Annotated in this window: 28 protein-coding genes; 3 read left to right on the top strand and 25 right to left on the bottom strand. The window is 51.5% G+C overall.

Features of this window, described 5'->3' with window-relative positions; translation table 11 throughout:
• Window positions 1-43: 43 nt before the first annotated feature.
• The 7 genes from HV107_RS21190 to HV107_RS21160 all read right to left on the bottom strand — a co-directional run bounded on the left by HV107_RS21190 (window position 44) and on the right by HV107_RS21160 (window position 4,466).
• Entirely contained in the window at window positions 44-643 is a 600-nt protein-coding gene (locus HV107_RS21190; RefSeq protein WP_182060705.1) for a tail assembly protein, read from the bottom strand.
• Window positions 631-1,362, bottom strand: coding sequence for a C40 family peptidase (locus tag HV107_RS21185; RefSeq protein WP_182060704.1), 732 nt, complete (start codon window positions 1,360-1,362; stop codon window positions 631-633). The genes HV107_RS21190 and HV107_RS21185 overlap by 13 nt, the downstream gene beginning before the upstream one ends.
• Before the next feature lie 12 nt (window positions 1,363-1,374).
• Complete coding sequence (locus HV107_RS21180; protein WP_182060703.1) at window positions 1,375-2,145, bottom strand: phage minor tail protein L; 771 nt, start codon at window positions 2,143-2,145, stop codon at window positions 1,375-1,377.
• Window positions 2,145-2,495, bottom strand: coding sequence for a phage tail protein (locus tag HV107_RS21175; protein ID WP_182060702.1), 351 nt, complete (start codon window positions 2,493-2,495; stop codon window positions 2,145-2,147). Before HV107_RS21175 ends, HV107_RS21180 begins: the two co-directional genes overlap by 1 nt.
• Window positions 2,496-2,856: 361 nt before the next feature.
• Entirely contained in the window at window positions 2,857-3,600 is a 744-nt protein-coding gene (locus tag HV107_RS21170; RefSeq protein WP_182060701.1) for a hypothetical protein, read from the bottom strand.
• 67 nt (window positions 3,601-3,667) lie between these two features.
• On the bottom strand, window positions 3,668-4,219 hold the full coding sequence (locus tag HV107_RS21165; RefSeq protein WP_182060700.1) for a Bro-N domain-containing protein: 552 nt from the start codon (window positions 4,217-4,219) through the stop codon (window positions 3,668-3,670).
• Window positions 4,220-4,292: 73 nt separating this feature from the next.
• The gene (locus tag HV107_RS21160) at window positions 4,293-4,466 is read right to left on the bottom strand and encodes a hypothetical protein (RefSeq protein ID WP_168194485.1); all 174 of its coding nucleotides are present in this window, start codon (window positions 4,464-4,466) and stop codon (window positions 4,293-4,295) included.
• Between the two features lie 100 nt (window positions 4,467-4,566).
• Between HV107_RS21160 and HV107_RS21155 the strand changes: the two genes are divergently transcribed.
• On the top strand, window positions 4,567-5,298 hold the full coding sequence (locus HV107_RS21155) for a LexA family transcriptional regulator (protein ID WP_182060699.1): 732 nt from the start codon (window positions 4,567-4,569) through the stop codon (window positions 5,296-5,298).
• 90 nt (window positions 5,299-5,388) lie between these two features.
• Here the strand turns inward: HV107_RS21155 and HV107_RS21150 are convergent, their stop codons facing one another.
• The 17 genes from HV107_RS21150 to HV107_RS21070 all read right to left on the bottom strand — a co-directional run bounded on the left by HV107_RS21150 (window position 5,389) and on the right by HV107_RS21070 (window position 20,569).
• A complete protein-coding gene (locus tag HV107_RS21150) occupies window positions 5,389-6,210 on the bottom strand; it encodes a DUF6694 family lipoprotein (RefSeq protein ID WP_182060698.1) in 822 nt (273 codons plus the stop codon).
• Window positions 6,211-6,267: 57 nt separating this feature from the next.
• Window positions 6,268-9,084: a phage tail tape measure protein gene (locus HV107_RS21145; RefSeq protein ID WP_182060697.1), complete on the bottom strand. Its 2,817-nt coding sequence runs from the start codon at window positions 9,082-9,084 to the stop codon at window positions 6,268-6,270.
• The gene (locus HV107_RS21140) at window positions 9,081-9,371 is read right to left on the bottom strand and encodes a DUF1799 domain-containing protein (RefSeq protein ID WP_182060696.1); all 291 of its coding nucleotides are present in this window, start codon (window positions 9,369-9,371) and stop codon (window positions 9,081-9,083) included. The genes HV107_RS21145 and HV107_RS21140 overlap by 4 nt, the downstream gene beginning before the upstream one ends.
• A 17-nt stretch (window positions 9,372-9,388) precedes the next feature.
• Window positions 9,389-9,727, bottom strand: a complete 339-nt coding sequence (locus tag HV107_RS21135) for a phage tail assembly chaperone (protein ID WP_182060695.1) — start codon at window positions 9,725-9,727, stop codon at window positions 9,389-9,391.
• 160 nt (window positions 9,728-9,887) lie between these two features.
• The gene (locus tag HV107_RS21130; RefSeq protein WP_182060694.1) at window positions 9,888-10,514 is read right to left on the bottom strand and encodes a hypothetical protein; all 627 of its coding nucleotides are present in this window, start codon (window positions 10,512-10,514) and stop codon (window positions 9,888-9,890) included.
• 227 nt (window positions 10,515-10,741) lie between these two features.
• Entirely contained in the window at window positions 10,742-11,674 is a 933-nt protein-coding gene (locus HV107_RS21125) for a phage tail tube protein (protein WP_182060693.1), read from the bottom strand.
• A gap of 47 nt (window positions 11,675-11,721) precedes the next feature.
• Complete coding sequence (locus HV107_RS21120) at window positions 11,722-12,171, bottom strand: DUF4128 domain-containing protein (RefSeq protein ID WP_182060692.1); 450 nt, start codon at window positions 12,169-12,171, stop codon at window positions 11,722-11,724.
• Window positions 12,161-12,760: a hypothetical protein gene (locus tag HV107_RS21115; RefSeq protein WP_182060691.1), complete on the bottom strand. Its 600-nt coding sequence runs from the start codon at window positions 12,758-12,760 to the stop codon at window positions 12,161-12,163. The genes HV107_RS21120 and HV107_RS21115 overlap by 11 nt, the downstream gene beginning before the upstream one ends.
• A 2-nt stretch (window positions 12,761-12,762) precedes the next feature.
• Entirely contained in the window at window positions 12,763-13,116 is a 354-nt protein-coding gene (locus HV107_RS21110; protein ID WP_182060690.1) for a hypothetical protein, read from the bottom strand.
• A gap of 1 nt (window position 13,117) precedes the next feature.
• Window positions 13,118-13,600 carry a DnaT-like ssDNA-binding protein gene (locus HV107_RS21105; protein ID WP_182060689.1) on the bottom strand — a complete coding sequence of 161 codons (483 nt, stop codon included), beginning with the start codon at window positions 13,598-13,600 and terminating at the stop codon, window positions 13,118-13,120.
• A 2-nt stretch (window positions 13,601-13,602) separates the two neighbouring features.
• Window positions 13,603-13,824, bottom strand: a complete 222-nt coding sequence (locus HV107_RS21100) for a hypothetical protein (RefSeq protein ID WP_182060688.1) — start codon at window positions 13,822-13,824, stop codon at window positions 13,603-13,605.
• A 39-nt stretch (window positions 13,825-13,863) separates the two neighbouring features.
• Window positions 13,864-15,003 (bottom strand): P22 phage major capsid protein family protein, encoded by a 1,140-nt coding sequence (locus HV107_RS21095; protein ID WP_182060687.1) that lies wholly within the window; start codon window positions 15,001-15,003, stop codon window positions 13,864-13,866.
• Between the two features lie 17 nt (window positions 15,004-15,020).
• A complete protein-coding gene (locus tag HV107_RS21090; protein WP_182060686.1) occupies window positions 15,021-15,773 on the bottom strand; it encodes a DUF6651 domain-containing protein in 753 nt (250 codons plus the stop codon).
• Between the two features lie 145 nt (window positions 15,774-15,918).
• Window positions 15,919-17,022: a hypothetical protein gene (locus HV107_RS21085; RefSeq protein WP_182060685.1), complete on the bottom strand. Its 1,104-nt coding sequence runs from the start codon at window positions 17,020-17,022 to the stop codon at window positions 15,919-15,921.
• Between the two features lies 1 nt (window position 17,023).
• Window positions 17,024-18,424: a DUF4055 domain-containing protein gene (locus tag HV107_RS21080; protein WP_182060684.1), complete on the bottom strand. Its 1,401-nt coding sequence runs from the start codon at window positions 18,422-18,424 to the stop codon at window positions 17,024-17,026.
• A gap of 4 nt (window positions 18,425-18,428) precedes the next feature.
• Window positions 18,429-20,000: a terminase gene (locus tag HV107_RS21075; protein WP_182060683.1), complete on the bottom strand. Its 1,572-nt coding sequence runs from the start codon at window positions 19,998-20,000 to the stop codon at window positions 18,429-18,431.
• Window positions 19,997-20,569, bottom strand: a complete 573-nt coding sequence (locus HV107_RS21070; RefSeq protein WP_182060682.1) for a terminase small subunit — start codon at window positions 20,567-20,569, stop codon at window positions 19,997-19,999. The genes HV107_RS21075 and HV107_RS21070 overlap by 4 nt, the downstream gene beginning before the upstream one ends.
• A 23-nt stretch (window positions 20,570-20,592) precedes the next feature.
• Between HV107_RS21070 and HV107_RS21065 the strand changes: the two genes are divergently transcribed.
• Together HV107_RS21065 and HV107_RS21060 are read left to right on the top strand one after the other, a co-directional pair.
• A complete protein-coding gene (locus tag HV107_RS21065) occupies window positions 20,593-20,820 on the top strand; it encodes a hypothetical protein (protein WP_182060681.1) in 228 nt (75 codons plus the stop codon).
• 103 nt (window positions 20,821-20,923) lie between these two features.
• Window positions 20,924-21,121: a hypothetical protein gene (locus tag HV107_RS21060; RefSeq protein ID WP_182060680.1), complete on the top strand. Its 198-nt coding sequence runs from the start codon at window positions 20,924-20,926 to the stop codon at window positions 21,119-21,121.
• Between the two features lie 52 nt (window positions 21,122-21,173).
• On the opposite strand, the gene HV107_RS21055 is transcribed toward HV107_RS21060, so the two are convergent.
• Window positions 21,174-22,531, bottom strand: a protein-coding gene (locus HV107_RS21055; protein WP_105318584.1) for an IS3 family transposase whose coding sequence is annotated in 2 segments (ribosomal slippage) — window positions 21,174-22,069 and window positions 22,069-22,531 — 1,359 coding nt in all. Because the reading frame shifts where the segments join, the coding sequence is not laid out codon by codon here.
• Window positions 22,532-22,737 lie beyond the last annotated feature (206 nt).

Below are 22,737 nucleotides of genomic sequence, written 5' to 3'. Positions count from 1 at the left end.
GAATAATCCTAACATCCATCCGAGAGTAAATCAGCGGAATGGATCAGATATCCTCAGCAACAATACCTGCACTGATAATCGCCCCGCCAATCTCACGCTCGCCATAAAGAAGCGCGACCGGGTTACCCATTGCAAGGGTATTCACCGAGCCACCGAAGGCATAAGAGGGTTTATTGTCAGGATCGTCTCGCCCCTGTAGTCCTTTGGGTTGCGGGGAAAGCATCTGGTAAATGCCACCAGCCATCATTGAGCCACCGGACATAATCAGTCCTGCGGCAAACGTTGCCCCGATACCGGTCCAGCCAGCGAGTATGCCCGTGGCGATACCTGCAACCACCATCACAGCGCCGAGGATAGTCTGGAACATGCCAGCCTTCTTCGCCCCTTCCATCACTGGCGCAATGCGGATATCACTGTCGCCTGCCAGGTCCTGGAAATCCTGCACGCCTACGTTGCGTTTCCCACGGAACACGGCGAAGGTCATGCCGTTTTTCTTGGCATTCATCAGATAGTCTTCAAGCCCGTCCAGATTGATGCACAGAGCTTTTACCGCCTCGGCTGATGTTTGTACCGCCATTTTATGTACGCGCCCGAACCGGGCCCCCAGAGCGCCATAGAGGCGTATTGTTGTTAAACGCGCCATAGTTTTATCTCCTTTGGCAGGTCTTTGTGGCGAACGCAGATCATCGTCCGGTCTTTGAAGTAACCGCGTGCGTAGGGTGTGGTGCAGGATGGCTGGCCGTACAGGTGATGGAGCAACTCACCCTGCTCGGTGATAATTCCCGCGTGATTCCACTTGGCAGATTCAACTTGCATGATGACCATACAGCCGGGCATCGGGTCGCATTCGATGAACCCTTCCCTCTCCCAATTATCGAAATAAAGGTTGTCCGGGTACTGGCTTTCCCACCATGGATAATCGACGCGGAAATCGTTGAGCATCACGCCCTGGGTGGCGTGCCAGTCCATAATCAGCCCCCAGCAGTCGTGAGAGCCCAGAATGAACGAGCGACCAATAAGCGGGATGGAATCAGGCGTTATCTCAGCGTACTCGTCACAGTCCGGCGCGTAGATGCCCCAGACCACTCCCGAGTTATTGCACTGCTGACGATCGAGGTCTGACGGGATAGGCCGCGCACCATCGCCAGGATGAGAATGGATAACGCGGATAATGGTTCCTTCATCCTCTGCATTCGCCCAGTGCTCACCATCGATACGGAAGTGCTCTGTCGGATTTTCGTGGGTATTCGGTATGGGGATGTAGCGCTGTCGACGGCCAGACTGGATAACGAAGCCGCAGCACTCGCGCGGAGCTTCTTCCAGCGCGTGCGCGCGAATCGCCGCCATAATGGTTTTGTTCATTCAGATGTCCGGTTATCGGGAGAAAAGAACGGTAGCCGGGAAGCCGCCAAAATCGAGAATTGCTGCGGTGGGCTCTGCCAGACCGCTGCCAAAACGTTTACGGCAATCACTTAGACAGCCCCCGCATACATCCAGCGCCGGGTCAGCGACCGCATTTCCCTTAGCATCGAAATAAGCTGTGCCGTTGTAGGTGCAGCCGTCGCCGCTTCGGTATTGCCCGCGCAGCGCCCATTCACAAAGTGACGTTATTTGGCGGGTGGGGATTACCAGGTTTTGCAGGTCTGCCGGGCTGCTAAGTGACCACGCAACAACTTCATCATCTTCAGAGGTTTTGGTATCAAGCCAGAAGGTCTGAAGAGTGAACATTGTCGAATCAGCTGTCGGGTTTGTGCTTCCAGGAAAGTTCACTGCATCGAGGTAAACAACGTAGGTGTCAATAATACTCACCTTCGCATTCACCATATCTTTGAACTGAAGGCACAATGCAGTGATATGCCCGTCGAGGTTGGAAACGCTGAGTGTTGGCTCAGCTGCCTGGTCTGTTGATAGCTCGAGGCCTGCTATCTGAAAAGGCCAGAAATCATAGACATTTCCAGCGAATACGACTGGCTTGGGTCCGAGCTTATTTTCGTCACCATTCGCAGCATCTATCTCAGCCGGCGTATGAGGAAAAGGTGAATAATGAAAGCGGTGAATACCGCCACTGAACTCTGAGGCGTCTACTTCAACCAGGCGGACTCTGCCACCCGGTGCCAGCATCGCCGCCTGATCGACAAATGCCATTATGCGTAGACTCCATAAGCCCGTTTGATAGTGAAGGTTAATTCCGCGAACCGGCTGCTTATCTGGTTTTTACGTACAGAATCAGCAACGACGCGATAAAGCCCCTTCTCTTCCCCTGGAGGTGTAATGATGAAAGCCTTAACTGTATGGGCCAACAGGAAGTCTCGCACGGCGTTTACTTCCATCTCTGCACCGGTGTGCTTCATCGGCACCTGAATAGCGGTGGAGTTAATACCGTTCTCGGCTACTTGCTCATACCCATCACCGAACTGCGCTGATCTTACGGTCTGACTATATTCAATCGCGCCTGCACCGAGTTGCGAGCGCCAGTTGTATGTTTCAACTGCCATATTTGCTCCATAAAAAAACCCAGCCGGAGCTGGGTTTATAAACATTGTCTATTCACAATGTCGTTTCATATAACTTAGGGTCTCACTAGGAGTTCCTTCATTATCACAATCTGGGTTGCTACATTTATAACGACGATGTAACTCATTAGCGCCACAGCGTTGCCCAAAACAGTTATCTTTGTCACAAAGGCAATTCACCACACCGCTAAATGATAGCTGCCAACCACATTTTTCACATTTATCCATTAAACCCTAAACTCCCTACATTTGAGCATCTGTATGACCATTCATTGACTGTTAAACATATTAACTTATCAATACCGTTCATAAAAAGGGGGCCTACAGTGAAGATGTTTCAAACCTATGCAACATCAGCACCGTGTATCAGGTGACGCAGTGCCTTAACACCTTCTGCATTATAGCGAAACGCCTCGACCTGCTTGCTGGAGTGCGCAGACTTATCCAAGAAGAATTTGCCGTGTGCAGTCGTTTTCAAGTTGTTAGCATTCGCCACGCGCCCGATCTTCTGAGCAGACACACCAAGCATTTCGCCAACCTCGCCAGCTGTACGGTAATGCTCCTCAATGACTGGTAGCGGTATAGCGTCATAGCCGATCAACGGGTTTATTAGCGATGCCGTAAGCGTATGCTGCGCCATTGGGTCGAGGCGCGGCAGCAGAGACATAATCTCACGGGCGCTGGCGATATTCTTTTCCAGGGCCTGAGCTTTCAGTTGGTCAGCTTTTGCCAGTCTATATTCGGTGATACCTGACTGGTTTTTCGATATCTCCGGATGCACTTGCATATCTTCCAGCTTATCAACCAGGGAGCGGCGAACTGCTTTGGACTCGCGGGCGGCCACTCGGAGTGCCTGCTTGATGGACATTGTAATGACTTCAATGTCCTGACCATTTTTACGACCTACACTTTTTGTGTAGGTCTCCCCATCAAGCTCATCAACAACTTTCTCAATAAACTTATTATTTCGGACGATCGGCTCACCGCACTGTTTTCGTGCGGCATTCACCATTTCCAACAAATACTGACTGTCAATGGTTTTCTCGGTGACATTAGATCTTTTTGCTGCTAAATTTAAACCAGTCATATACGCTCCTATACGTAGTTAGACTTCAGTGAACCGTCAGCTCCAACTGACGGTTTTTCTTTTTGCACTATGGCAAACTTTGTATTGCTCCTATCAATCCTTTTGCAACTTCCTCCTTCGGAGCAACCAACCACCCTTTTCCTCTGAACAAATTTACAAACCCATCAAAAGACATAACAACCTGATCTTCTGTTAGTGGTTGCGTACCGATAACTCCACCTTTGCTATCAAAGTAAAGCATTACCCGTTGATGAAATTCAGTAGGAAGATTTTCAACACTTGTCGCTTCAATCCCTCTATCCAAAATATCCAACACCCACTTACGGAATTCTTTAGCAACCGGGGTGCGGGCAAACATCGCGATTAAGTGCGCGCCGCGAAGAGAGAAAACGCGTACCTTTTTGCGGTAATTTCCTGAGGTCACTGATTCAATGACCTTAGTCATACCACCAGTAAACTCGTCTGCGTTCTGGTTGAACAGGTTCGTTACCGACTTAGCGCTCTTATATTGCAGGGCTGCCGCGATTTCAGCAGAGGTAAGCCAAATGCCGCTCATACCAGCAACTGGAACAATTGCTTTACCTTGGAAGTTCAGATCTGATTTTGCTACAATATTCATGTCGATATTTCCTTTGCCGGATTTGTTCGATAAGAGGCCCAGGGTGTTAGCGCACTTCTGGGCTTCGCTGTTTTTACTGGATGACAACATCGCCCTTCTCCTCAAGCTTAATCAGCAACTCCATGCGATATGCAATCTCTGCCTGAATGGAGCGGTGACAACGCTTGGCGGACTCACGAATATGAGAATCCACTTTCTCAACAAAACGGACCTGGCGCGGCTTGATAGTGGAAATGTTTTCAGACATTATGAACTCCTCTAGTTCTCTCTACATAAAAACTCATATGAACTTGTAGAGATACTAATATGAATTATTCATATGTCAACATCTCTTTAATGGTGAAATTGTGAACTTTGACTCCCTGTTTCATGAGCGGGTCTCCACGCTGAGAAAATCTCTGGGCCTAACTCAGACAGAACTTGCTAAGCAAGTAGGCATCGTGCAGCGTCAGATTGCCGCATACGAAGGTGGTGATTCTAAGCCGCGCGACCCTGTTTTATTGAGGCTTGCATCAGCACTTGGAACTACTCCAGGCTGGCTGGCTTCCGGTGATGGACAGGAACCCAATCTGAGAAATTTCATCCCGTACACTTCTGTTCGCCAGATCCCGCTTTTAACAATGGGACCGTTCGCTGACAGACTTGATGAAGTGTTAAAATCTGCGACCGCATTTCACCCATGTGGTGTGGCTGTGAGCGATAGTGCTTTCGCCCTTAAAATTGTTGGCGAGTCAATGAGAGGATCCGGAGGATTCAGTTTCCCTCCTGGATGTATTGTTACTTTCGATCCTGGCGTTGAACCACAACAGGGCAGCTTTGTTTTATATGGTTATGAAGAGGAAATGACCTTTAAGCAGTACTACACCGATCTCTTTCAGGTGACACTTAAGGCTTTGAATAAAAACTATGGTGACCTAGTAATTAACAAAGGTGATGGATTTGTTTTGGCTACTGCTGTTTACGCTGAGGTGGATCTCATTCAGAGCCAGACGACGTTACATGGTGTTTATCAGCAAGTTATTACAAAAGCTGATTATCCTGGCCTTCGCAAAGACTCTGATGACAATAAAAAAAACTGAGTTCATGATACAAATTTGTATCACCAGATAGCCCACCTAAGTGGGCTATTATTGAAGACTTGAGCGGGGCTTAACTTTCGTCTGTCGGGTCTATTTTGTGGCGTATTTGGTAACAAGCATATCTAACCGCTTTTGGTCGTCTTCGCTAAAACCTTCTGCGTCAAACAAGGTCTTTCCGTCAGGACCATCCAATTTAACCACCTCAACCGTGAAAATAGCATCATCAGGGGCTTCGACTTTGCCCCAATCTGAGAACATGTTAGGAAGTAAAGGCCAATCAGCTTTTTCACCCGGTTCAAGCCCTCCAGGGATGGCATAGTTGAAAGTGTCAACTAGCCAAGGGATAGAGCGACCGGGAGAGGCAATAGTACCTTTGAAATATGCTCTAGATATTGGAGTGCCAGTTTTGTTTTCAACGCTCAGTTCAATCACAGGGCGGGGGTTGCCAAATTCCTGCTTCTGGAAATAAAAGCGTGATTTATTAACAACAAAGTTTTTTAAAGCTTCTTTTGCCTGCTGAGATTTAGCATTCTTATCTTTAAGTTCAGCGATCTCTTGCAAAGCTTGTTGCTGCTCTTTTTGTGCTCTCTCAGCTAAAATTACCTTTGCCTCGCTGATTATCTCTTCGCCTGTCTTCCCATTTAATGCCGCCTTTGCTTTCTCAGCTTGCTGTGTGGCAATAGTATCTCCGTTGCCAGAAAAAGCGCCAGCCATCATAGCTTTCATGTCAATGCTATTCATCACTATGGTTGAAGTGGCTTCACTAAACTCCTGTCTTTTCTCCTCTGGAAGAGATTCTTTTACCTTCTGAAGAGATGTTTTCATCGTCTCATCTGTTGATGCATCAACTTTTGGTTTGTCACACCCAGAGAGCAATAAAGTTAAACAACAAGCAAGTAACACTTTTTTCATTTAAATCCCCTTAATCATTATGTTTTTAGAAATAATAACTAAGGACTGACGCAAAAACTATCTACCTTTTGTGAAGTTATAGATTATCCCGCCTGGTTTGATATGTTTTTGTATCACTTGCAACGCAGCGGATTGCATTTCATCAGCAAGTGCGCGCCCCATGGCATCACCAGAACTGGATGTTTGGGTTGTTACCGAACCACCAGCATCGACATTAACGGTGGTATTAATAACTGGGGCCATACCGCCACCGCCCTGAGCACGAACACCCAGTCGCCCAGCGGAATCCCGCGTCAGTGGCATGATTGCCTCTGCACCTGCCTCAGCAAAGACGCCACCTTTGGCAAACTTCGACGCCCCCTGGAACGTGAAGTATTGAGGAGAATCGTAGACGCCATTCACATACTTACTTAACCCGGATGACTCATACACGCCGCCTTTGGCATTGAACGTTACGCCAGCAGCAGCGTTAGCATATGCCCCACCAGGAGTACTGCCACCGCTACTTCCCCCACTTATCCAACCCATCGCAGCTTGCACTGCATAGGCCACCAGAAGTCGATTTGTCACCTCAAGGATCATCTTGAGCATGGACTTGCCGAACTCTTTAACCGAAGCGGTGCCGGTTGTCATAAGCTCGGTAAGCATGTCCGATAATCCGGTTAGCGTAGAACTGGCTACATTCTTAACAGCGTCATAGGTGTTCGTGGCGGCGTCCAGATATTCATTCCAGCCGCTTACTGCGCCAGCCTTCCAGTCGCCGCGCAGCTTGTCTTCTTCAGCATAATAATTCCTAAGCGCTGCCAGCTCTTTCGTATAGCCTGCATCTTCAAGCTTGCCGCCACCATTCAGCCATCCCTGGCGGAGTTGAGCCTCTTCCATCATTCGCTGGGTTTGGCGGCCGCTCAGCCCGGCGCTATCTAGCAGAGCATCCGTTTTTTCAGACATCTGCGTGACGTACTTATTCGCCTGCTGAGCCAGCCCGTTAATTTTCTTCTGGGCTTCGACTTCCTTGTTCTTCTGATCCACCACTTTAGCTGCGTTGAGGATCGCTTCCCGGCTTGATAGCAGGGATTTCTCCTGAGCGGTCAGTGCGCGGGTCTTGGAGGCCTCCTCCAACTCAGCGAACCGTGATTGCTGTTTGCTGAGTTCAGTACTTCTGACCTGCGCTTCACCCGTTTGGCGAAGTGTTTCGAGGGTTTGAGTCAGCGCCCTGGACTGCGTCTGATAGTTCTCGATGGTACGATCACCTGCGTCAACTTTAACAGCAGTCGCTTTTGGCGAGTCTTTTTTGTCCCGTTGTTTTTTTGCTTCCTCAACCTCACGCTGGCGCAATGCGATGAGCTGCTGCGCATTTGCAATTGCTTCTTTATCTCCAGAGAAGGCAATTTTTCGCGACTGCTCTCGAGCTTCTTTAAGCCTTGCCTCTGCTCCTGCAACGCGATCGGTTGATTCCCACGCTTTATTGATCCAGTCGACAGACTCTGCAACTGCTTTGTTGCCGTCAATTGTCAGTTGGTTCATCGTTTTTTGCAGGTCAATACCCTGCTCGATGAATTTCAGCCCATAATCAATACCACCGCCAAGCGCGACGTTCTGCTTACCGAGGTTTGAGCCGGTATACTTGTTCTTCTCTTTTATAGCGGCGTCTGACCATGCGTCACCGATCTTAAGAATCTCTCGTCGATGTGCGTCAATCTCGGCATTCAGTGCGGTGAAATTTCCCGTGCTTTTGTATTTCTCAACCTCTTTTCTCGCCTCGTCATAGCTATAGCCAACATCAATCAGTTTTTGAATTGATTCACTGGCACCATCATTGGTGGTAATGAACATCTTGCTAACTTCATCAATCGTCTTACCTGTTTTGTCAGATATGGCGACCATGTTAAGAGCGAGCCGCTCAGCAGCATCACCACTGGCACCTAGAGATGAGGTAGTAAGCTTTGAGGCTTCATCAATTTCTTTTCGGTTCTGGTAGATAGCATAAGTCAGCAGTGCTACAGCAGCCGCCGAAATGGTGAATGGACTTGCCAATCCCATGACGTATGAACCTACGCCAGTTAACGCACCTTTAACTGATCCGAATTGGTCTTTAATCTGCCCACCCTGCTGGAGCAGGATCAGAAAAGGCGACTGACCACCAGCCAACTGCGTGGCGATATCCGTGAACTGAGCCGGAAGTGTTCGCAATGCAGCGCTGTACTGACCCACTGAGATACCAGCACGGCGTGCGGCCAACTCCTGCCGTGATAGCGCATCCGGCAGCACGTCAGCCACGCCAGAGAGCCGCTCACGCGTCTGGTTGAGGATGTTGTTAAAGTGTTCGAACTGAGTGCTGTTAATACGCCCAGCTTCGAAATGTGCCACCAGCTGCGCATGTTGTTCATCAAGCGAAGAGAATGCGCGAATGGTCGGATCGATGGAGCCCAGCAGATTCTTCAGTACGGCGGATTGTTTTTCTGCTGCCTGGGTAGCTGCCAGTTCTGCCTGAGCCTTCACTGCGGCTTCCCCGGTGTCCGTCAGTTTTAAGCGTGTATCATCGAGGATTTTGTTGTAATGCTGAAAATCCTCAGTATCCAGAAAGCCTTTGTTCTGGAAGTTACGCAGCGCTGCCTGTTGCTCATCCAGCCGGTTCAGTGCCTTGTTTACCGGGTCGATATTCTCCAGCAGGCCTTTCAGCGCGACCTGTTGCTCTTTGATACCTGCACTACCCTGTTTTGCTGACTCTGCACCAGCCCGGAATACACTGTTAAGGTCATCCGCTTTCTCGACGGCGCCGGCCGCCGCTTCACCGAGTTTATCCAGTTCGTTGCTGGCTGTTTTCAGGTCAGCAACATCAGCCTTCAAAGTAATCGAGGCGATCTGGTCTGTCATTTGCTCGTCTCCTTATGCATTACCTTGAGAGCCTCACTTTCCATAATCTGAAGATCAGCCATGCAGGCCGCCGCATCCTCAACCCCATGCAACTGAAACACCCAGGGGAGAACGTTGTAATCAAGACCGGTCGCACCGCTCGCACCTACGCGCCATTGGGTCGCCAGCGTGGAGAAGATGGTGAATACTTTCCATGTCGATGGCAGGATCCCCACCTCTTCCTCAACATCTTCAGGCGTCAAACCAAAAGCGCTCAGCTCCGCGAGCGTCGGTCCTGGCGTATACATCGCTGCGGCGACCTGCCTCAGTTTTTTTCGCGGATACCCATCAGCTCTTTGGTGTAGGCCAGGCCGATGCTGTCAAAGGCCCGCGGGTAGTTCTTCAGCAATGTGATCACGTTATCGCGGGTGAATTCGTCAGGGAGCGCCCAACCTTCAACAATTTCCATAAGGTAGTCGGCCTGTGGCTCAGTAGGGGCTTTTTTCCCTTCGGCTGCTTTGTGCAGTTTCTCGTCCATAGCACGCAGTTCCTCCAGCGTTTTATGGCGGAAAGTGAAGGTCAGTTTGCCGTCTTCAGCGCCGGCGCGTGGGATGCTGGCGGTAACGGAAAAGGTAGGATTAGGGATCAGAGAGAATTTGGACATTTCGGTTCCTTAGAAAACAGAAAAACCCGCCGTAGCGGGTTATTAAGGTGAGTCAAACATTAAATTTTAAATTCCTGAAAACCTCGCACAACTGAGGCATGGAATTATTTGAGTAATTATTTATTACTCATTCAACATAATTAAAGGACCTCTCAATATCTCATTCGCTACGTTTTGAACGAGTAATGTGTTGAGGTAATTTCTGCGACTCCTCGTAGAAACAATCCATCATTTTTTTCGTTTCAATCTTTAGCATTTCCATATTTTTTTTGTTAAAGGCTTCCCTTCGCTCAGTTTCAGCCTGAACAATGTAATTTTCAGAGTTTAATGGTAACCATGTACTTGTTTCATACTTATAGAAGGACTGCCATTTATTATAACCAACACTGCAAATATCTTTGACACTTGAGTCAAAGTCCTTCATGCGAACACCATAGTCCTTGAAGATGGATAAAGCTCTATCTCTATCAAATGCTTCCTTAGAATCACTGGTGCCGTTTGGCATGGCCTTAATTTCATCAAAGACTGACTTCTGAAAATTGTCCGCAAGGTCAAAATCAACTTTTTCTCCGCCTGAATCCCTAAGAGTAGAGACTGTTTTCTCTTGATCTGAAGACTGTTCCTTGCTTCCAAACGAGATAAGAATGATGAAAGAAAAAAATGATAATGCAAATGCAGTTACAGCTGCTCTTACCTTGCTTCGACCTTTTGCCAATGATCTGCTTTTGGATTTTCTATACACGAAAACCGCAACAATAATAGCCAGAACAAAAATAAAAAAGTTCATAAACATCTCCCCATGCATCAATCGACTTTAGTTTTTACTTAAAAATTTCATTTGTTATCGACAGGATGAGTAATTATCTTTAGCCAAAATTTTAGGGGTTTACTTTGGGCTAGCTCATCCAACACCCAACGTAAACACGATTGATGTTGCTCCCGTGCGAGGGAATACACATTTAAAAGGGAACTGTTCTGGGCGTATTTTTAACCCGGCGAACCGGGCTTCGTTGGTTAGCTCACCGTAACGGCGCACGCAGCAGACGTGATGGTCTTGCCTGCGGCGTCGCTGACCTCACAGGTGTAAGAGCCAGCATCGCCGGATTCCGCAGATGGGATGTTGAACGTCGAGGCCGTTTTGCCCGGAATGGCTGTACCCGCTTTCTTCCAGACGTAGGTGTAGGGCGCGGAACCGCCCTGCATTACCACCGCCAGATCCAAAGCTGCACCAGTGGCAACAGATTTGGTTGGGGACAGGTCTGTCAGGAACGCCAGCGGCACCGCAGAGGCGTCAGCGATCGGGTAAATCTGCATATCCGATTCAAAGTTCATGCGCGCTTCGTTGCTTTCCACGGTGTTGATTTCGGTCTTTGGAACCTTCTGGAACGATACTTTCGCAGAATAGTAACGGTCAGCCTTGCCGCGCTGGTTGTGGAACCAGATTGCGGTTGAATCGCTCGACTCATCCAGTTCAATGAGTCGTTTGTAGATAGCCAAAAGTGGGTCATGTGCGAAGGTGTAGACCTGAACTACGGCGTTTTTAAACGTCGGGATGGTTCGAGCCTTATCATCTTCCAGGAACTGCACGCTGATGGTCTGCTGGTCGCCGCCTTCGGTAGACAAAGTCATGACCTGAGGCATGGTGATCCACGAATCGATTTTACGTAGCGTGCCTGCTCCGGTACCCGCAGGAAATTTCGTGGTGTCGGTGGTATCGAACGCTTCCAGCACGATTTTAGTGCCGGTAACGGACTTAACGCGCAATACCATATTGTCGAGCTTAAGCCAGCCAGAACTCACCTGGACAACATCGCCAGCCAGGATGCCAGCAGCGGATGCAACGGTCAGCTCGCATTCCGTCGCATTGGATGCAGCAGTGAAGGTAATTGCGGCCTGATAGGCCTTGGCCACGTTCACACGTGACCCGTTAGGGATTGCGAATGCCATTGCATTCTCCTGAATTTAGGGAATAAAAAAACCCGCCATGCAGCGGGTCAGTAATCAGCGCGATACTGCATACTGATGGGGGTGGTATAGGTGATGGAGCCACTACTACCGTTGGGTGCGGAGGTAGGACGATCCTGTATTGGCTGACGGACCTGAGGCGGCCCGTTGATGTAGACGGTCAGGTCCCCATCCACCAGCGGCAGTCCTTCGGGAAAAGCATCAGCGACAGACTTTGCCAGCCCTCTGGCCTGCGTCACCCCGCTACCTGCTGGCGCAATGATGTTCAGCTGGAGAATGCCGTGGTACGTGCGCAATTGGCCTTCAAGATCCTGTCCTACGGTTTGCGCCGGTAAAACATAAACACGCCCGTAAGGCGCATTATCGGGAGGAGTGAACGTGATGTTCGGCCAGGCCACTGGCAGACCGAGCGAAGTGCAGATAACAGCAATACGCCCCTCCAGCAACTCAGCTATTCGCATTGACTGATCACTGGCCATTGCGAACCTCGCTCATTGCCTCACGGAAATACTGGGCAGCATCAATCGCTGTCAGGCCAACCATTCCCCCTGGTGCCTGGTTCGAATGCCCATTCTCCAGCGCCAGCGCATATGGCAAATTGTTGGTGAAATAAATCGTGCTTACCTGCCCAACCCGGAAAACCTCGAGCACTGCCAGCCCGCGAGAGTTAGATCCTTGACCGGATGCATCAGGAGTATCGTTCGATTCTGTAGGTTTGTTATCAAAACCGACATACCAGTTGTTTTTGAAGCGCCCGCCGACATACCCCTCAGGCTTTTTGATATCCATCGAGTCGTTGACACGCAGACCGCGCTTAAGCCGCCCTGATTTGGTCAGGTTGGCCGGGTCATCGCGCAGAGCTGCATTGTGCTCACGAACGGCGGTGTTGTAGGCAGATGCCGTCTGATTCACCTCCCATGTTTCTGGTTGGCCAACCGGAGACATTTCAATAAGGCGACCAAGGATTTTAATGCCTGTCCTCCGTACCACCTCATCCATCTCCTCTTTTGAGCTATCCATGAACAACTGAATGGCAGCCAAAAAGGGCTGATTTGCAGTGCTGGCCATTATCACGCCCTCAACTGGATGTTGTACGAGATAAGCACGTCAGCAGGCTTAACCGGGTTCGGCTGCACCACGCGCCATTTTTTGCCGTCAATTTCAATGCGGTCATCGATACGCACTTCCGTTTCGAATGTGGCTGCCAGCTTCTTATCGCCAGTGGCGATCAGCGAACCATCAATTTCTCGGGATGAGTATTCGGTGATAACGCCGGTGACCGTCGCAGTGGTCACCGGTGTGGTAACTTCCTTACCGAACTGATCGCGAGTAGTGCTGCCGCCGCGGGTCAGCGGGTAGGTCCTTCCGTTCTCGGTCAGCAGTCGCGTCGCAGTCGCACGCATACGGAGGTAGTTAATTGCCATATCAACCCCTTTCGATGCGGATCTGATTGCCGCCCACCACCAGCCCGCGCATCGATGAATAGAACCAGGGGAATGATGGTGAGGCTTTGTTGGTGCCGGGCTCGTACTGGACGGTTACCGCACCCTCGACGCGCTCCATCGTCACCGCCCCTCCACCAGCAACCGAAGGCGTCAGGTCAATCTCCTGCGATTCGATGGCCAGGCGGCACTGCGCATCAACCAGGCGCTGCGGGATGGCGTCATCCGGCAGGTCAACGCCATCGAAGCGAACGCCAGAGCGAGGCCAGGACAGCGGCTGTGAAGCATCGCTGCGCTGCCCGCGCCATGACTTACCCTCCAGATAATCCATCGCCTGCATCAGCATCTGTCCGCACTCACCATCATCGGCAGGAACGGTATACCCGCGTCCTGCCGCAAACGCTCGCAGGTCAACAACGCTGGCGTAGGTGTTGAAGTCTGGCGAATGGGGATAGGCAACCAGCATGGTTACTCCTCCAGGCGCCAGTCCAGCGCCAGCCAGTTATCAACTTCGTCAGGGTGAACTTCCGCGCTCAGCGGGCCGCCGGGGAACTCCGGGATCTCACGCACCATGACCACCAGCTCGATACTCTGCTGTTCCTGATTAGCAGGAGTTTGTTCAGCACCGTTCTGCGCTGCATTCTTTTCAGCCTCACGCTGCGCGCGCTGCTCTTTAGTTAATCCGGCCATTGGGCCTCCTGAAAAACAAAGGGGCCGAAGCCCCTGTGGTTAACCCATGATGATGGCGGAATGACGTGGCGCCACAGCAGCCACACCCCATGCCAGACCAACTTCGTAACGCACCTGACGGTACTGACGGTACAGCGCCACCTGGAAGGTGATGCCAGATACCGGGTCGGTCACGTTCATGACATCATCAGCAGTATCGCCACCTTCAGGCATTGCCGGGGTACGGCTGGCCAGCAGGAATGCGCCACGGTCAAACGCCATGTTCGGCACGAATTCGCTCAGCACGGTGACAGCAGCCTGGTCAGCCAAATCCTGCCGGAGGCCAGGCGCACTAATGGTGATAGTGGAAGATGTAGCCGCTACAACCATGTACTGATTGTCGTCACCGTCGAACTTCACCGCAGTGCCCGCAGCAATGCCGCCGGTGCCCGCCGAGATGGCAACGATGATATCTCCCTCTTTTTTCGCACCGTTGACCTTGTAGCCAGCCGCAGTGCTTTTCGCGGTACGCTTAATGTTGAAGGATTCGTGGAGATTGAAGCCCATGATGCGTCCGATGACGCCTTCACGCAGCAGCTGGTCGGTGCCCGCTTCGTTCGCTTTGAACAGCACAGATTGTTTGCCACGAATGGAGGCCATCGCTTCACCGCCCAGCACCATACGCATGTCTGTGGTTGGCGCGCCGTTATCAGTCAGGATTTGACGCGCCAGCGCAGCATCGGTCAGATCGTCTTTGATGCTGAACGGGGTATCCTTAGGCACGCCAACCGCACGGGATGAGTTGAGGAACAATGCAGCAAGGTCAGCATCCACTTCGTTCGCCAGCGCGCGGAAAGCCTGTTTGAACTGATCGGCCAGGATGGTATTGTAGGTACCAGCTGGGCCCAGCGCCAGTTGCTCTTCACCGTTCCATTTGACCGGGGCCATTTTGGACTTGGTGATTTTGACATCCACACCGCCGATATTCTGGTCACCGGTATTAGGCGCTGACGGCCCCGGGACAATATCTTCAGTGGTGGCCGCAGGGGCGACTGGTGCACGCACGGTCTGGTCTTTCGCAGCTGCATCTGCCTTAGCGTCTCGCGCTACAGCAGGGATGAAGCCAGTTTGCTCACGAGACACTACGTCCAGTGCGGTATAGATGGTCGGGATCAGACCAGTTAGGGTATTGCCTGCCATTTATGGCTCCTTTCGATTTAATCGACGATGCTGACGCCATCTTTCAGCGCTGCTTGCTTGCCAGCGTTATCCAGGGAATCAAACGCACCGCGTTTCATGGTTTTTTGCCCGGCCTGATGCTGCGACTGGTGGGAACCGCCACCGCTGTTGCCGGACGCTTTGAGGATGTAGTCTTTCTGCGGATGCAACTCGACCAGAGATTCCAGCGCTTCATCGAAACCAGCCAGTTCACCGGGCTTGGTACGGGAGAACACTTTGTTGCCCTGCCCGTCGTAGGCCACGACCTTGCCGTCTTCGATTTTGAAGTTCTGGCCGAAGTGGGAACGCACAAACTCAGCCGGGATCGCCATCTTTTCGGTAATGAATTTAGAGCCACCGAAGCGGCCGCCAATCATCTCGTCGTAGAGCTGGGTTTCCAGCGCCTGGTTTTTTCCGTTCGCTTCGTCCAGCTGCTGCTGGAAAACCTTGGTGATCTCGGCCTTCACCTGGTCAACGGCGCCAGCGTCGATCAGTTTTTTCTGGTCGATTTTGGTCATCATCTCCAGGGCCTCGAGCGCCTTGGTCGGGTCGGTGATGCCAGCGAATTTTGCGAGACTGGCTTCCGCCGATTCCTTCGCCTCGCGGTGTGTTTTAGCCTCACCGTTCAGGGAAGTGATTTTTGTCATCGCCGCAACCGCATCGAACGGGATTTCTTTGCCGTCATCATGGACGTACACAGGCATACCGTTTTCAACGACCACATTGCCGTTAGCATCGAGTTTGAGTTTCATTGTTTTGCTCCAGCCTTCCGGCCATTGATGGTGGGTCATCCGACCCGGTCACCGCGTCGCATCCGCTCAGCGGCAGGCATAAAAAAAGCTGCCCGGAGGCAGCCTGTGATCTGACCGATATGGGAATTCCCATATCGCTTATTTATTAACCAAACGCCGACGCATCCACGCGGCGCAGTTCATCCAGGGTAAGAAACTCCCCGGCATCGTTGAACATCTCCGGCACAGTGATTTTGCCATCACGTAGCATCATCGCGCGGGTAACGCCCAGCACCTGTTCCTGTCGCGCGTACGGCTGTCGGGTAAGCCATTCGGCATAGCTGGTATGCGCTGGTACCTGCCCGTCCATAGAAGCGCGTGTGGCGCTGCTCAGTTCGCCAGAGGATATCTGCAACTCTTCCCACGATTTCGTGATCAGGATTTCGCCGGAACGACAGCAGAAGTGGATTTTGCCAGGTCCGCGCAGATAAGGAACTACATGCCCCAGCGGCTTGCCGTCGAGCGTGTAGAGTTTGCGGTCGCGGATAATGCACCACTGGCTGGTATGCGTGTCGAGTGTTGAGGACCACTGTTTTGCCTTCACGATATCGCTGTTGACCTGGGCGAACTCCTGGCGTGCTGTGGCGGCCATGTGGTTCACCGCGGTACGCGATACCACCGCCAGGTCACGACGGGCAGTGTTGATCACCCCATCTTCACGGTTGCGCTGCGGCGTGCCGGCGACACGTTTAACAATTTGCTCTACCGTTTCGCCCTGGAGGAACCCGGAGCGAACGGCATTGGTAATCTTGTCCAGCCGATCCGATTCGAGTTTCTTCCCCCACTCTTTCAGCAAACGTCCCTGGAACGGCTGCGCTACAGCGCTGGCATAAACCTGCTCTGGCGCGATGCTCTGAAGCGGGACATGTTTCAGTATTTGCTGAGGGATTACGCTGCTGAACAGGTCCATCTGATACCCGGCTTCATACTCAACGTAACGCGTCAGCTCGCGGGCAAGCGCGGCATTAACCGGTTCGTAGGCCTGCTGGTTGAGGTCCCGCACACCAGCCAACAGCGATGCCAAGCGGCGGGCACTATAGGTGTCCGCACGCTTACCATCCAGCAACACCATCAACTTGGCGGCCAGGTCGGAATCAAGCTTGCTGAGCAGCGCAACCATGCGCCGGGCGACGCCAGTACCGTAGCGGTTCACATACAGTCCGTGCGCTATCGTCTCGTCCTGTAGGCGGTCATTGACCGTTCGGGCCATATCACACCCCCGGCGGTGGTTCAGTCAACGACGCAGACTCGGCCAGCAACTCATCCAGAACCTTCTCCGGATCCGCATCAGCATCAATCAGATTGAGTTTTTGCAGGGCCTTGATGGCATCGATGCGGCGAAGGTCGCCGCCCTGGCGCAGCGACTGAATGGCCATCGCCGCTGGAGGATTGAATTCTTTCGACTCAACGTCCAGTTCGGTGCGAACGTCTACGTTGCCGCCTTCCTTCTCGCCTATGTACTCAGCCATGATTTGCAGGATGTTGTCGATCGCGTCTTCCAGGCTCGTTGCCATGGTGTAGAGCGGCGACTGCTCCTGCATCTTCTCTTCTGAGGTCTGGTCTACTGACTTGGTCGAGGTGTTATCGGTGCGTAGCAACTTCGCGCCAGCCTGGCGCATTTGCTCTACCAACTCAGCCAGCGACTCTTTGCCAGCGCCAATGGAGGAACCTGTGTGCTCGACGTATTCGAGCCCCTGCTTCTGCCGATCGGTGAATGAAGCTGCTGATGATGATCCGATCGTCAGCTCCTGCCCCTCTTCGAGACCGAAAACTGTCAGTATTGGCACCCTGGAGACGTGGAGGATGTTGTCCTGCTCACTCTGGCTCTGCCAGTGCTTGATGTTAAGCAACGCCATGTTGAGCAGCGGCGGAGAGCCGCACATAAAACCGGTGCGCTTGGTGTAAAGCGTGACCAGCGTGATGTCCTTGCGGGAAGTTTCCCATGCCTCATGCAGTGCCCAGGTTGCCGAGCCCTCAGCGCCAGTAGACTTGCGGTAAATCTCAACTTTCCCTGGAGTCAGATAGCGGATCTGCTCGACTTTCTTCTGCCCGAAGTCGTCACCATCTTCAACCACAACCTCTTTGATGCGCAGTGCTGTGAGCTGAACCTTACCGCCGACCATCTTCGACTTCCAGCCAATCACCTGGCGGGGATTGAGCATGGTTACGTAGGGTCGCGCGCCGGTGGCTTTTTCATCTGCCTTGGTCTTCACCTGTTCGGCGTCTACACGCGGAAAATCCACCAGCGCATGAGAAAGGCCATACTGCATCGCCAGGCTGAAGAAGGCCTGCGCCCAGACATCAAGGCGCGTCCCTTCCAGATCCACATCCTTTGCAAATTCTCGCAGCGCATCCGGCACGTTCTCACCAAGCTGGATAGGCTCAGCAAAAACACGCCCAACATTTTGGTTAATCGTCTCTTCGTAGGCCGGCAATAGCGTGGCCACGTCGAGACGCTTTTTATAGTCATCTTTGTCTTCTTTTGGCCAGCGCGGCATATAAGCCTCACCAAGCTGGCGCATATACAGCGTGCCACCCATCAGGGCGTCGTTGATGTCCCACGCCTGTACCATGTTCCCATAGTCCAGATTGGGTGTTGAAATATCAGGCATGGTTTTACATCCGTAGTTTAGTGACTTTGCCGACTTTCTTCGGCGGTGAGTGCAGCACGGCGTAACGCGTACCATCCCAGTCGTGATCTTCCTGCTGGGTGTCTACGTCATCAGGATTTTTGCTGTCTCGAACGAGAACTGGCACGCGGCTTATCCAGCCCCGGCAATAATCGAACACGTAGAAGGCTGGTTTCTCAGGCACGCCCGATTCCAGCGTCTTGCCTTCAATGACAGCCTCCAGCATGTCCGCAAACAGTGCCGCGCCGTTCACACGTGATCCCGGTTTTTTATTCGATGGAACCCATTTAACACCCTGTGATTCCATTTTCTGCGCAATAGATAACTCATCATCGCCGGTGTTATAGATCGCACCGTCAGCAGGGCCAGGAACAATTTTCTTGCAGATGCCGGGCATGATATTCAATTGCCCCTGCGTGATCCCGTTGAGCTTTATCTCTTCAGGTTCAGCCAGTTCCTCCCCCACCAACCGCTTATCAACCCACGCAACTCCCTTGGCAACGTTCGTCGAGGACATATTGAGTCCTTTATTCAGCTCGTCAGGAGGGCAGCCGTACCACTCGCCAATCAGGATCAGTGACCCGGCGGGCGGGCAGAACTGGCGACCGTCTGGCAGCTCTGCGGCGGTGCCATCCGCGCGCGCCCACCAGAGGTTAGAGAACGGCTTCGACTCGCCCCAGTCATGGGAGCGGTCAACGGTCCAGCTATCCGGTATGCGGAACGGCTTAATGACGTGCAGCGATGCATTCCATAGATGGTCAAAGCGCCCTCCGCTGGTGACATCCCAGGAACCCTCCACCCACGCTTTGCGCCGGTTAGGGTCTTTGATAGCCATCAGGGTCGCGATGTACTGTGGATCGAGGTACGGGTTTTCTTTGAATGAGCCGTGAATCGCAACGCGCGTCAGCGTCACATCTTCTTCGCGTTCAGTCTGCGGGTTAAACACTTTCTGCGTTTCGCGGATGATGGTTCCGCGTGGTGCTGGTTCGATAAAGCGTTTTTTCACCCAGGAATGCCCGATGCCGAATGGATTCGTTGTACTGAACGTTTCGAGGGGGATCGGCTTAAGCAACAAACCATTATCAAGTGGGTAGTTCTCTGGCCGGAACGACGATCGCCGGCAGGAGAACATCATTTCGTAGAACTCAGCAGACTGCTGCTTTGTCAGTTCGTTGAACCCGATAAACGGGAACTCCTGCCCGTGATAGTCCCAGTAATCACCCTCTTCTTTCCCGAATCGGAACAGCAGCTCCTCGCCAGTAGGCCACACCCAACGCAATTCACTGGCCGATGCCAGATAGCGCGCCCCGTCGTTAAACAGGCGGTACATACGCTTTGACTGGGTGATGATGTCAGTGAGGTTCTTATACTCGGTATCGAAGATGACACCACGCCAGAACGAGCCATAGCCCAGACCGACCAAACGACGGAAGCGCGCCAGCTGCGCGGCGGTTTTACCCGGGCCGCGCGTTCCCTCGTAGAGGATTTCGTTACATGGGCAGCTCAGGGAGAGCGATTGCGATCCCGGCAAGGGTTTCCAGACGGCTTTGTAATTCATCCACCAAGAACCTCGCTCTGCTGCTTCTGTGCTGCCGCTTCCCAGCTATCCACGTTGTCGCTGGTCGGTACCAGCATGACGTTGTGGGTCGCTACGACTTTCTGCTCAACCTGCTCTTTGAAGGCTTGTACGCGAACGTGCTTACCGAGCAACTCAAGGTTCTTCACCTTGTCAGGCCATTTAATCTTTTTGAGGATGGTCTCCGCCGTCTCCTCGTCGAAGTTCTGAATTGTGGTGCTGATATCCAGCCCGGTGAGCGTCGTTCGCCAGGACTTGGGCCAGAGGCTGATTGCTTTAAGGCTGCCGTCGTCATTGAGGATGTCCAGAACGTCCATCTGGTCGATTTCAACCAAGCGCCGGAGCACATAATCGGCATCAATGCCCACATCCTCGTTGCGCTTGGCTTTGAGTTCAGCAATCCTGTTTTGAATGACAGCTTTTGACAGCAATTTTGTAGCGGTACGATTAGCAGTTTTAGCGCTGTACCCCACACGAATCGCTGCCTGAGTGGCGTTTAAATCGATGAGGTACTCGCGACAGAACATATCTTGTTTGTCGGTGAGTGCCATTTAAATACCTTTGGGAGATGCCTATGGGCAACGTGAAGATCTACGCTGGATTGGTTAACGGCGCGCTTATGCCAATCATTGAAGACAGAACCTCAGAAGAGATCGTTACCGCTTTCACAGGCGACGATACTGGCGCGCCGCCAACATCTGTGACGATTGAGGTGATTACCGAAAGCGGCTCCAAAGTCAGAATTTACATCCCTAACAGCTCAGCTGATGCCAGTGTTACGGTTGACGGGAAAAGAGTGTAACCATACCGCCATTACGATGGGTCTGCCCATTGTGATGGCAATTGCTTTTTGTTCATGCTAAAGCGACATTGTCATTAAAATAAAAAAGTTAAGGATGATACACATGTTCAGTAAGCCAAATTTCATTCGCGGATGGTACTCCGCAGCAACCGTTTTTACCTGTTTATGGACAGGGCGAGATATCGGAGATCATTTTTTTAATGGCTCTCTTATTCCATGGTTCATTGGTATCGCACTTGCTGGCACCATCATTTGGAGTGCACAACCTTTCTTCAAAAAGGTCTGCAGTACAGCAAAGTGATACCAACAAAAAACCGCCCGAATGAAGTGAACCCCATATATTGGACACGTTCTTAACTGGCGGCTGACATGGCCTGGGTTCGGTATTGTACCGGACTCAGGCCGTTTAGTTTTAGCTTGATTCGTTCGTTGTTGTAGTAGTGGATATACTCTTCCACCGTTTTTCGTAGATGGTCTGTATTTTCAAACTCTTCGTGGTACCAACATTCTGTTTTCAGCAGACCAAAAAAATTTTCTATCACTGCATTGTCCAGACAGTTCCCTTTGCGCGACATGCTTTGTTCTATGCCTTTAGCTTTAAGTTTCTCCTGATACCGTGCCATCTGATACTGCCAACCCTGATCAGAGTGCAGTACCGGTCTGTCACCCGGTTTCAGCCTCTTGACGGCTTTGCTGAGCATGTTTTCGACCAGATTCATTCCCGGATGCGTCGTCATATTCCAGGCTATTATCTCGCTGTTATACAGATCAAGCACTGGTGACAGATACAGCTTTGTCCCTTTTACGTTGAACTCTGTCACATCCGTGACCCATTTCTGGTTTGGACTGCTGGCCTTAAAATCACGTGCAAGGGTATTTGGCGCTACTTTACCGTAGGTGCCTTTGTATGACTGATACTTTTTGCTTCTCAGGCATGAGGCCAGCCCCATCTTGCGCATCAGTTTCCGTACTGTTTTATGATTAATGCCATAGCCTTCATTACGCAACGCCAGGGTAATGCGCCGGTAACCATATCGTCCTTTATGATAGTGGAACAGTGCGGCTATTCTTTGCTGTTCGCCCTCATAGCGCTCTCCACGGCTATCTGCTTTGACATGCCAGTAGTACGTGCTGCGAGGTAATCCTGCTATATGAAGCAGCATTCTCAGGTTATGGTTTCGCCTCAATTCGGTAATTATTTTTGCTTTGTCTTCTGCTTTTCCCGAATCAAGGCCTGAAGCTTTTTTAGGTAGGCATTCTCAACACGCAGGTATTCAAGTTCTTCCTCAGCGTTCTGGAACGCTGGACGGGGATTATTAAGTTCTTTATCTGAAGTTTCGTTCTTCCCTGACTTCATCTGGCGTCCTCTGGGTTTATCCTGTAGGGCAATGATACCGCCAGTACGGTAAAGACGCTCCCATTTGCTGACAGTACAAGCGGCTGCAATACGAAACTCCGCCGCAGCTTTCCGGGATGATTTGTTGTGTTGCTGCATCCAGAGCACGACAGACTCTTTAAACTCGGCAGAGTAAGCCCTGGTAGGAATGGTAAAACTGTCCATCCCATTCACTTTCCAGTGCTCAGTCCAGCGTCTGACCGCTCCGTGATCAACGCCGAACAACCGCGCTGTTTTCTTTGCACCATCACTGCTGAACAGATAGTGGAGTACGACTTGCTGCTTGAATTCAGGTGAGTATTTTTTTCTGCCCATTGAAACGCAAAACCCCTAATCGTTGGATGTCCAACTTTCGGGGTTCACTTCACGAAGGCGGTCTGATTTTCTATCAGCTGTTGTAGCTATCAATGAACTGATGCATGAAAGCCTCAATGGATTGCGGCTCTACAGTGTTTCCTGTAATAGCCACTTTTATCCTACCCTTCTCGTCTCGACCAGCTATAACACGTATATCGAGTAAG

It is taken from the genome of Enterobacter sp. RHBSTW-00175, assembly GCF_013927005.1.
In the GTDB taxonomy this organism is placed as follows: domain Bacteria; phylum Pseudomonadota; class Gammaproteobacteria; order Enterobacterales; family Enterobacteriaceae; genus Enterobacter.
The sequence above is the reverse complement of the archived record's forward strand: the minus strand, read 5'-3'. Positions and strand labels throughout refer to the sequence as shown.

Bases quoted from the DNA above. Each gene is read 5' to 3' on its own strand.
- HV107_RS21095 (WP_182060687.1), bottom strand. From the start codon at position 15,003: ATGGCAGGCAATACCCTAACTGGTCTGATCCCGACCATCTATACCGCA.
- HV107_RS21140 (WP_182060696.1), bottom strand. From the start codon at position 9,371: ATGTATACGCCAGGACCGACGCTCGCGGAGCTGAGCGCTTTTGGTTTG.
- HV107_RS21190 (WP_182060705.1), bottom strand. From the start codon at position 643: ATGGCGCGTTTAACAACAATACGCCTCTATGGCGCTCTGGGGGCCCGG.
- HV107_RS21125 (WP_182060693.1), bottom strand. From the start codon at position 11,674: ATGGCATTCGCAATCCCTAACGGGTCACGTGTGAACGTGGCCAAGGCC.
- HV107_RS21185 (WP_182060704.1), bottom strand. From the start codon at position 1,362: ATGAACAAAACCATTATGGCGGCGATTCGCGCGCACGCGCTGGAAGAA.
- HV107_RS21175 (WP_182060702.1), bottom strand. From the start codon at position 2,495: ATGGCAGTTGAAACATACAACTGGCGCTCGCAACTCGGTGCAGGCGCG.
- HV107_RS21180 (WP_182060703.1), bottom strand. From the start codon at position 2,145: ATGGCATTTGTCGATCAGGCGGCGATGCTGGCACCGGGTGGCAGAGTC.
- HV107_RS21145 (WP_182060697.1), bottom strand. From the start codon at position 9,084: ATGACAGACCAGATCGCCTCGATTACTTTGAAGGCTGATGTTGCTGAC.
- HV107_RS21165 (WP_182060700.1), bottom strand. From the start codon at position 4,219: ATGAATATTGTAGCAAAATCAGATCTGAACTTCCAAGGTAAAGCAATT.
- HV107_RS21150 (WP_182060698.1), bottom strand. From the start codon at position 6,210: ATGAAAAAAGTGTTACTTGCTTGTTGTTTAACTTTATTGCTCTCTGGG.
- HV107_RS21160 (WP_168194485.1), bottom strand. From the start codon at position 4,466: ATGTCTGAAAACATTTCCACTATCAAGCCGCGCCAGGTCCGTTTTGTT.
- HV107_RS21115 (WP_182060691.1), bottom strand. From the start codon at position 12,760: ATGGCCAGCACTGCAAATCAGCCCTTTTTGGCTGCCATTCAGTTGTTC.
- HV107_RS21170 (WP_182060701.1), bottom strand. From the start codon at position 3,600: ATGACTGGTTTAAATTTAGCAGCAAAAAGATCTAATGTCACCGAGAAA.
- HV107_RS21060 (WP_182060680.1), top strand. From the start codon at position 20,924: ATGTTCAGTAAGCCAAATTTCATTCGCGGATGGTACTCCGCAGCAACC.
- HV107_RS21110 (WP_182060690.1), bottom strand. From the start codon at position 13,116: ATGGCAATTAACTACCTCCGTATGCGTGCGACTGCGACGCGACTGCTG.
- HV107_RS21080 (WP_182060684.1), bottom strand. From the start codon at position 18,424: ATGCCTGATATTTCAACACCCAATCTGGACTATGGGAACATGGTACAG.
- HV107_RS21100 (WP_182060688.1), bottom strand. From the start codon at position 13,824: ATGGCCGGATTAACTAAAGAGCAGCGCGCGCAGCGTGAGGCTGAAAAG.
- HV107_RS21085 (WP_182060685.1), bottom strand. From the start codon at position 17,022: ATGGCCCGAACGGTCAATGACCGCCTACAGGACGAGACGATAGCGCAC.
- HV107_RS21065 (WP_182060681.1), top strand. From the start codon at position 20,593: ATGGGCAACGTGAAGATCTACGCTGGATTGGTTAACGGCGCGCTTATG.
- HV107_RS21120 (WP_182060692.1), bottom strand. From the start codon at position 12,171: ATGGCCAGTGATCAGTCAATGCGAATAGCTGAGTTGCTGGAGGGGCGT.
- HV107_RS21130 (WP_182060694.1), bottom strand. From the start codon at position 10,514: ATGAACTTTTTTATTTTTGTTCTGGCTATTATTGTTGCGGTTTTCGTG.
- HV107_RS21105 (WP_182060689.1), bottom strand. From the start codon at position 13,600: ATGCTGGTTGCCTATCCCCATTCGCCAGACTTCAACACCTACGCCAGC.
- HV107_RS21090 (WP_182060686.1), bottom strand. From the start codon at position 15,773: ATGAAACTCAAACTCGATGCTAACGGCAATGTGGTCGTTGAAAACGGT.
- HV107_RS21075 (WP_182060683.1), bottom strand. From the start codon at position 20,000: ATGAATTACAAAGCCGTCTGGAAACCCTTGCCGGGATCGCAATCGCTC.
- HV107_RS21135 (WP_182060695.1), bottom strand. From the start codon at position 9,727: ATGTCCAAATTCTCTCTGATCCCTAATCCTACCTTTTCCGTTACCGCC.
- HV107_RS21070 (WP_182060682.1), bottom strand. From the start codon at position 20,569: ATGGCACTCACCGACAAACAAGATATGTTCTGTCGCGAGTACCTCATC.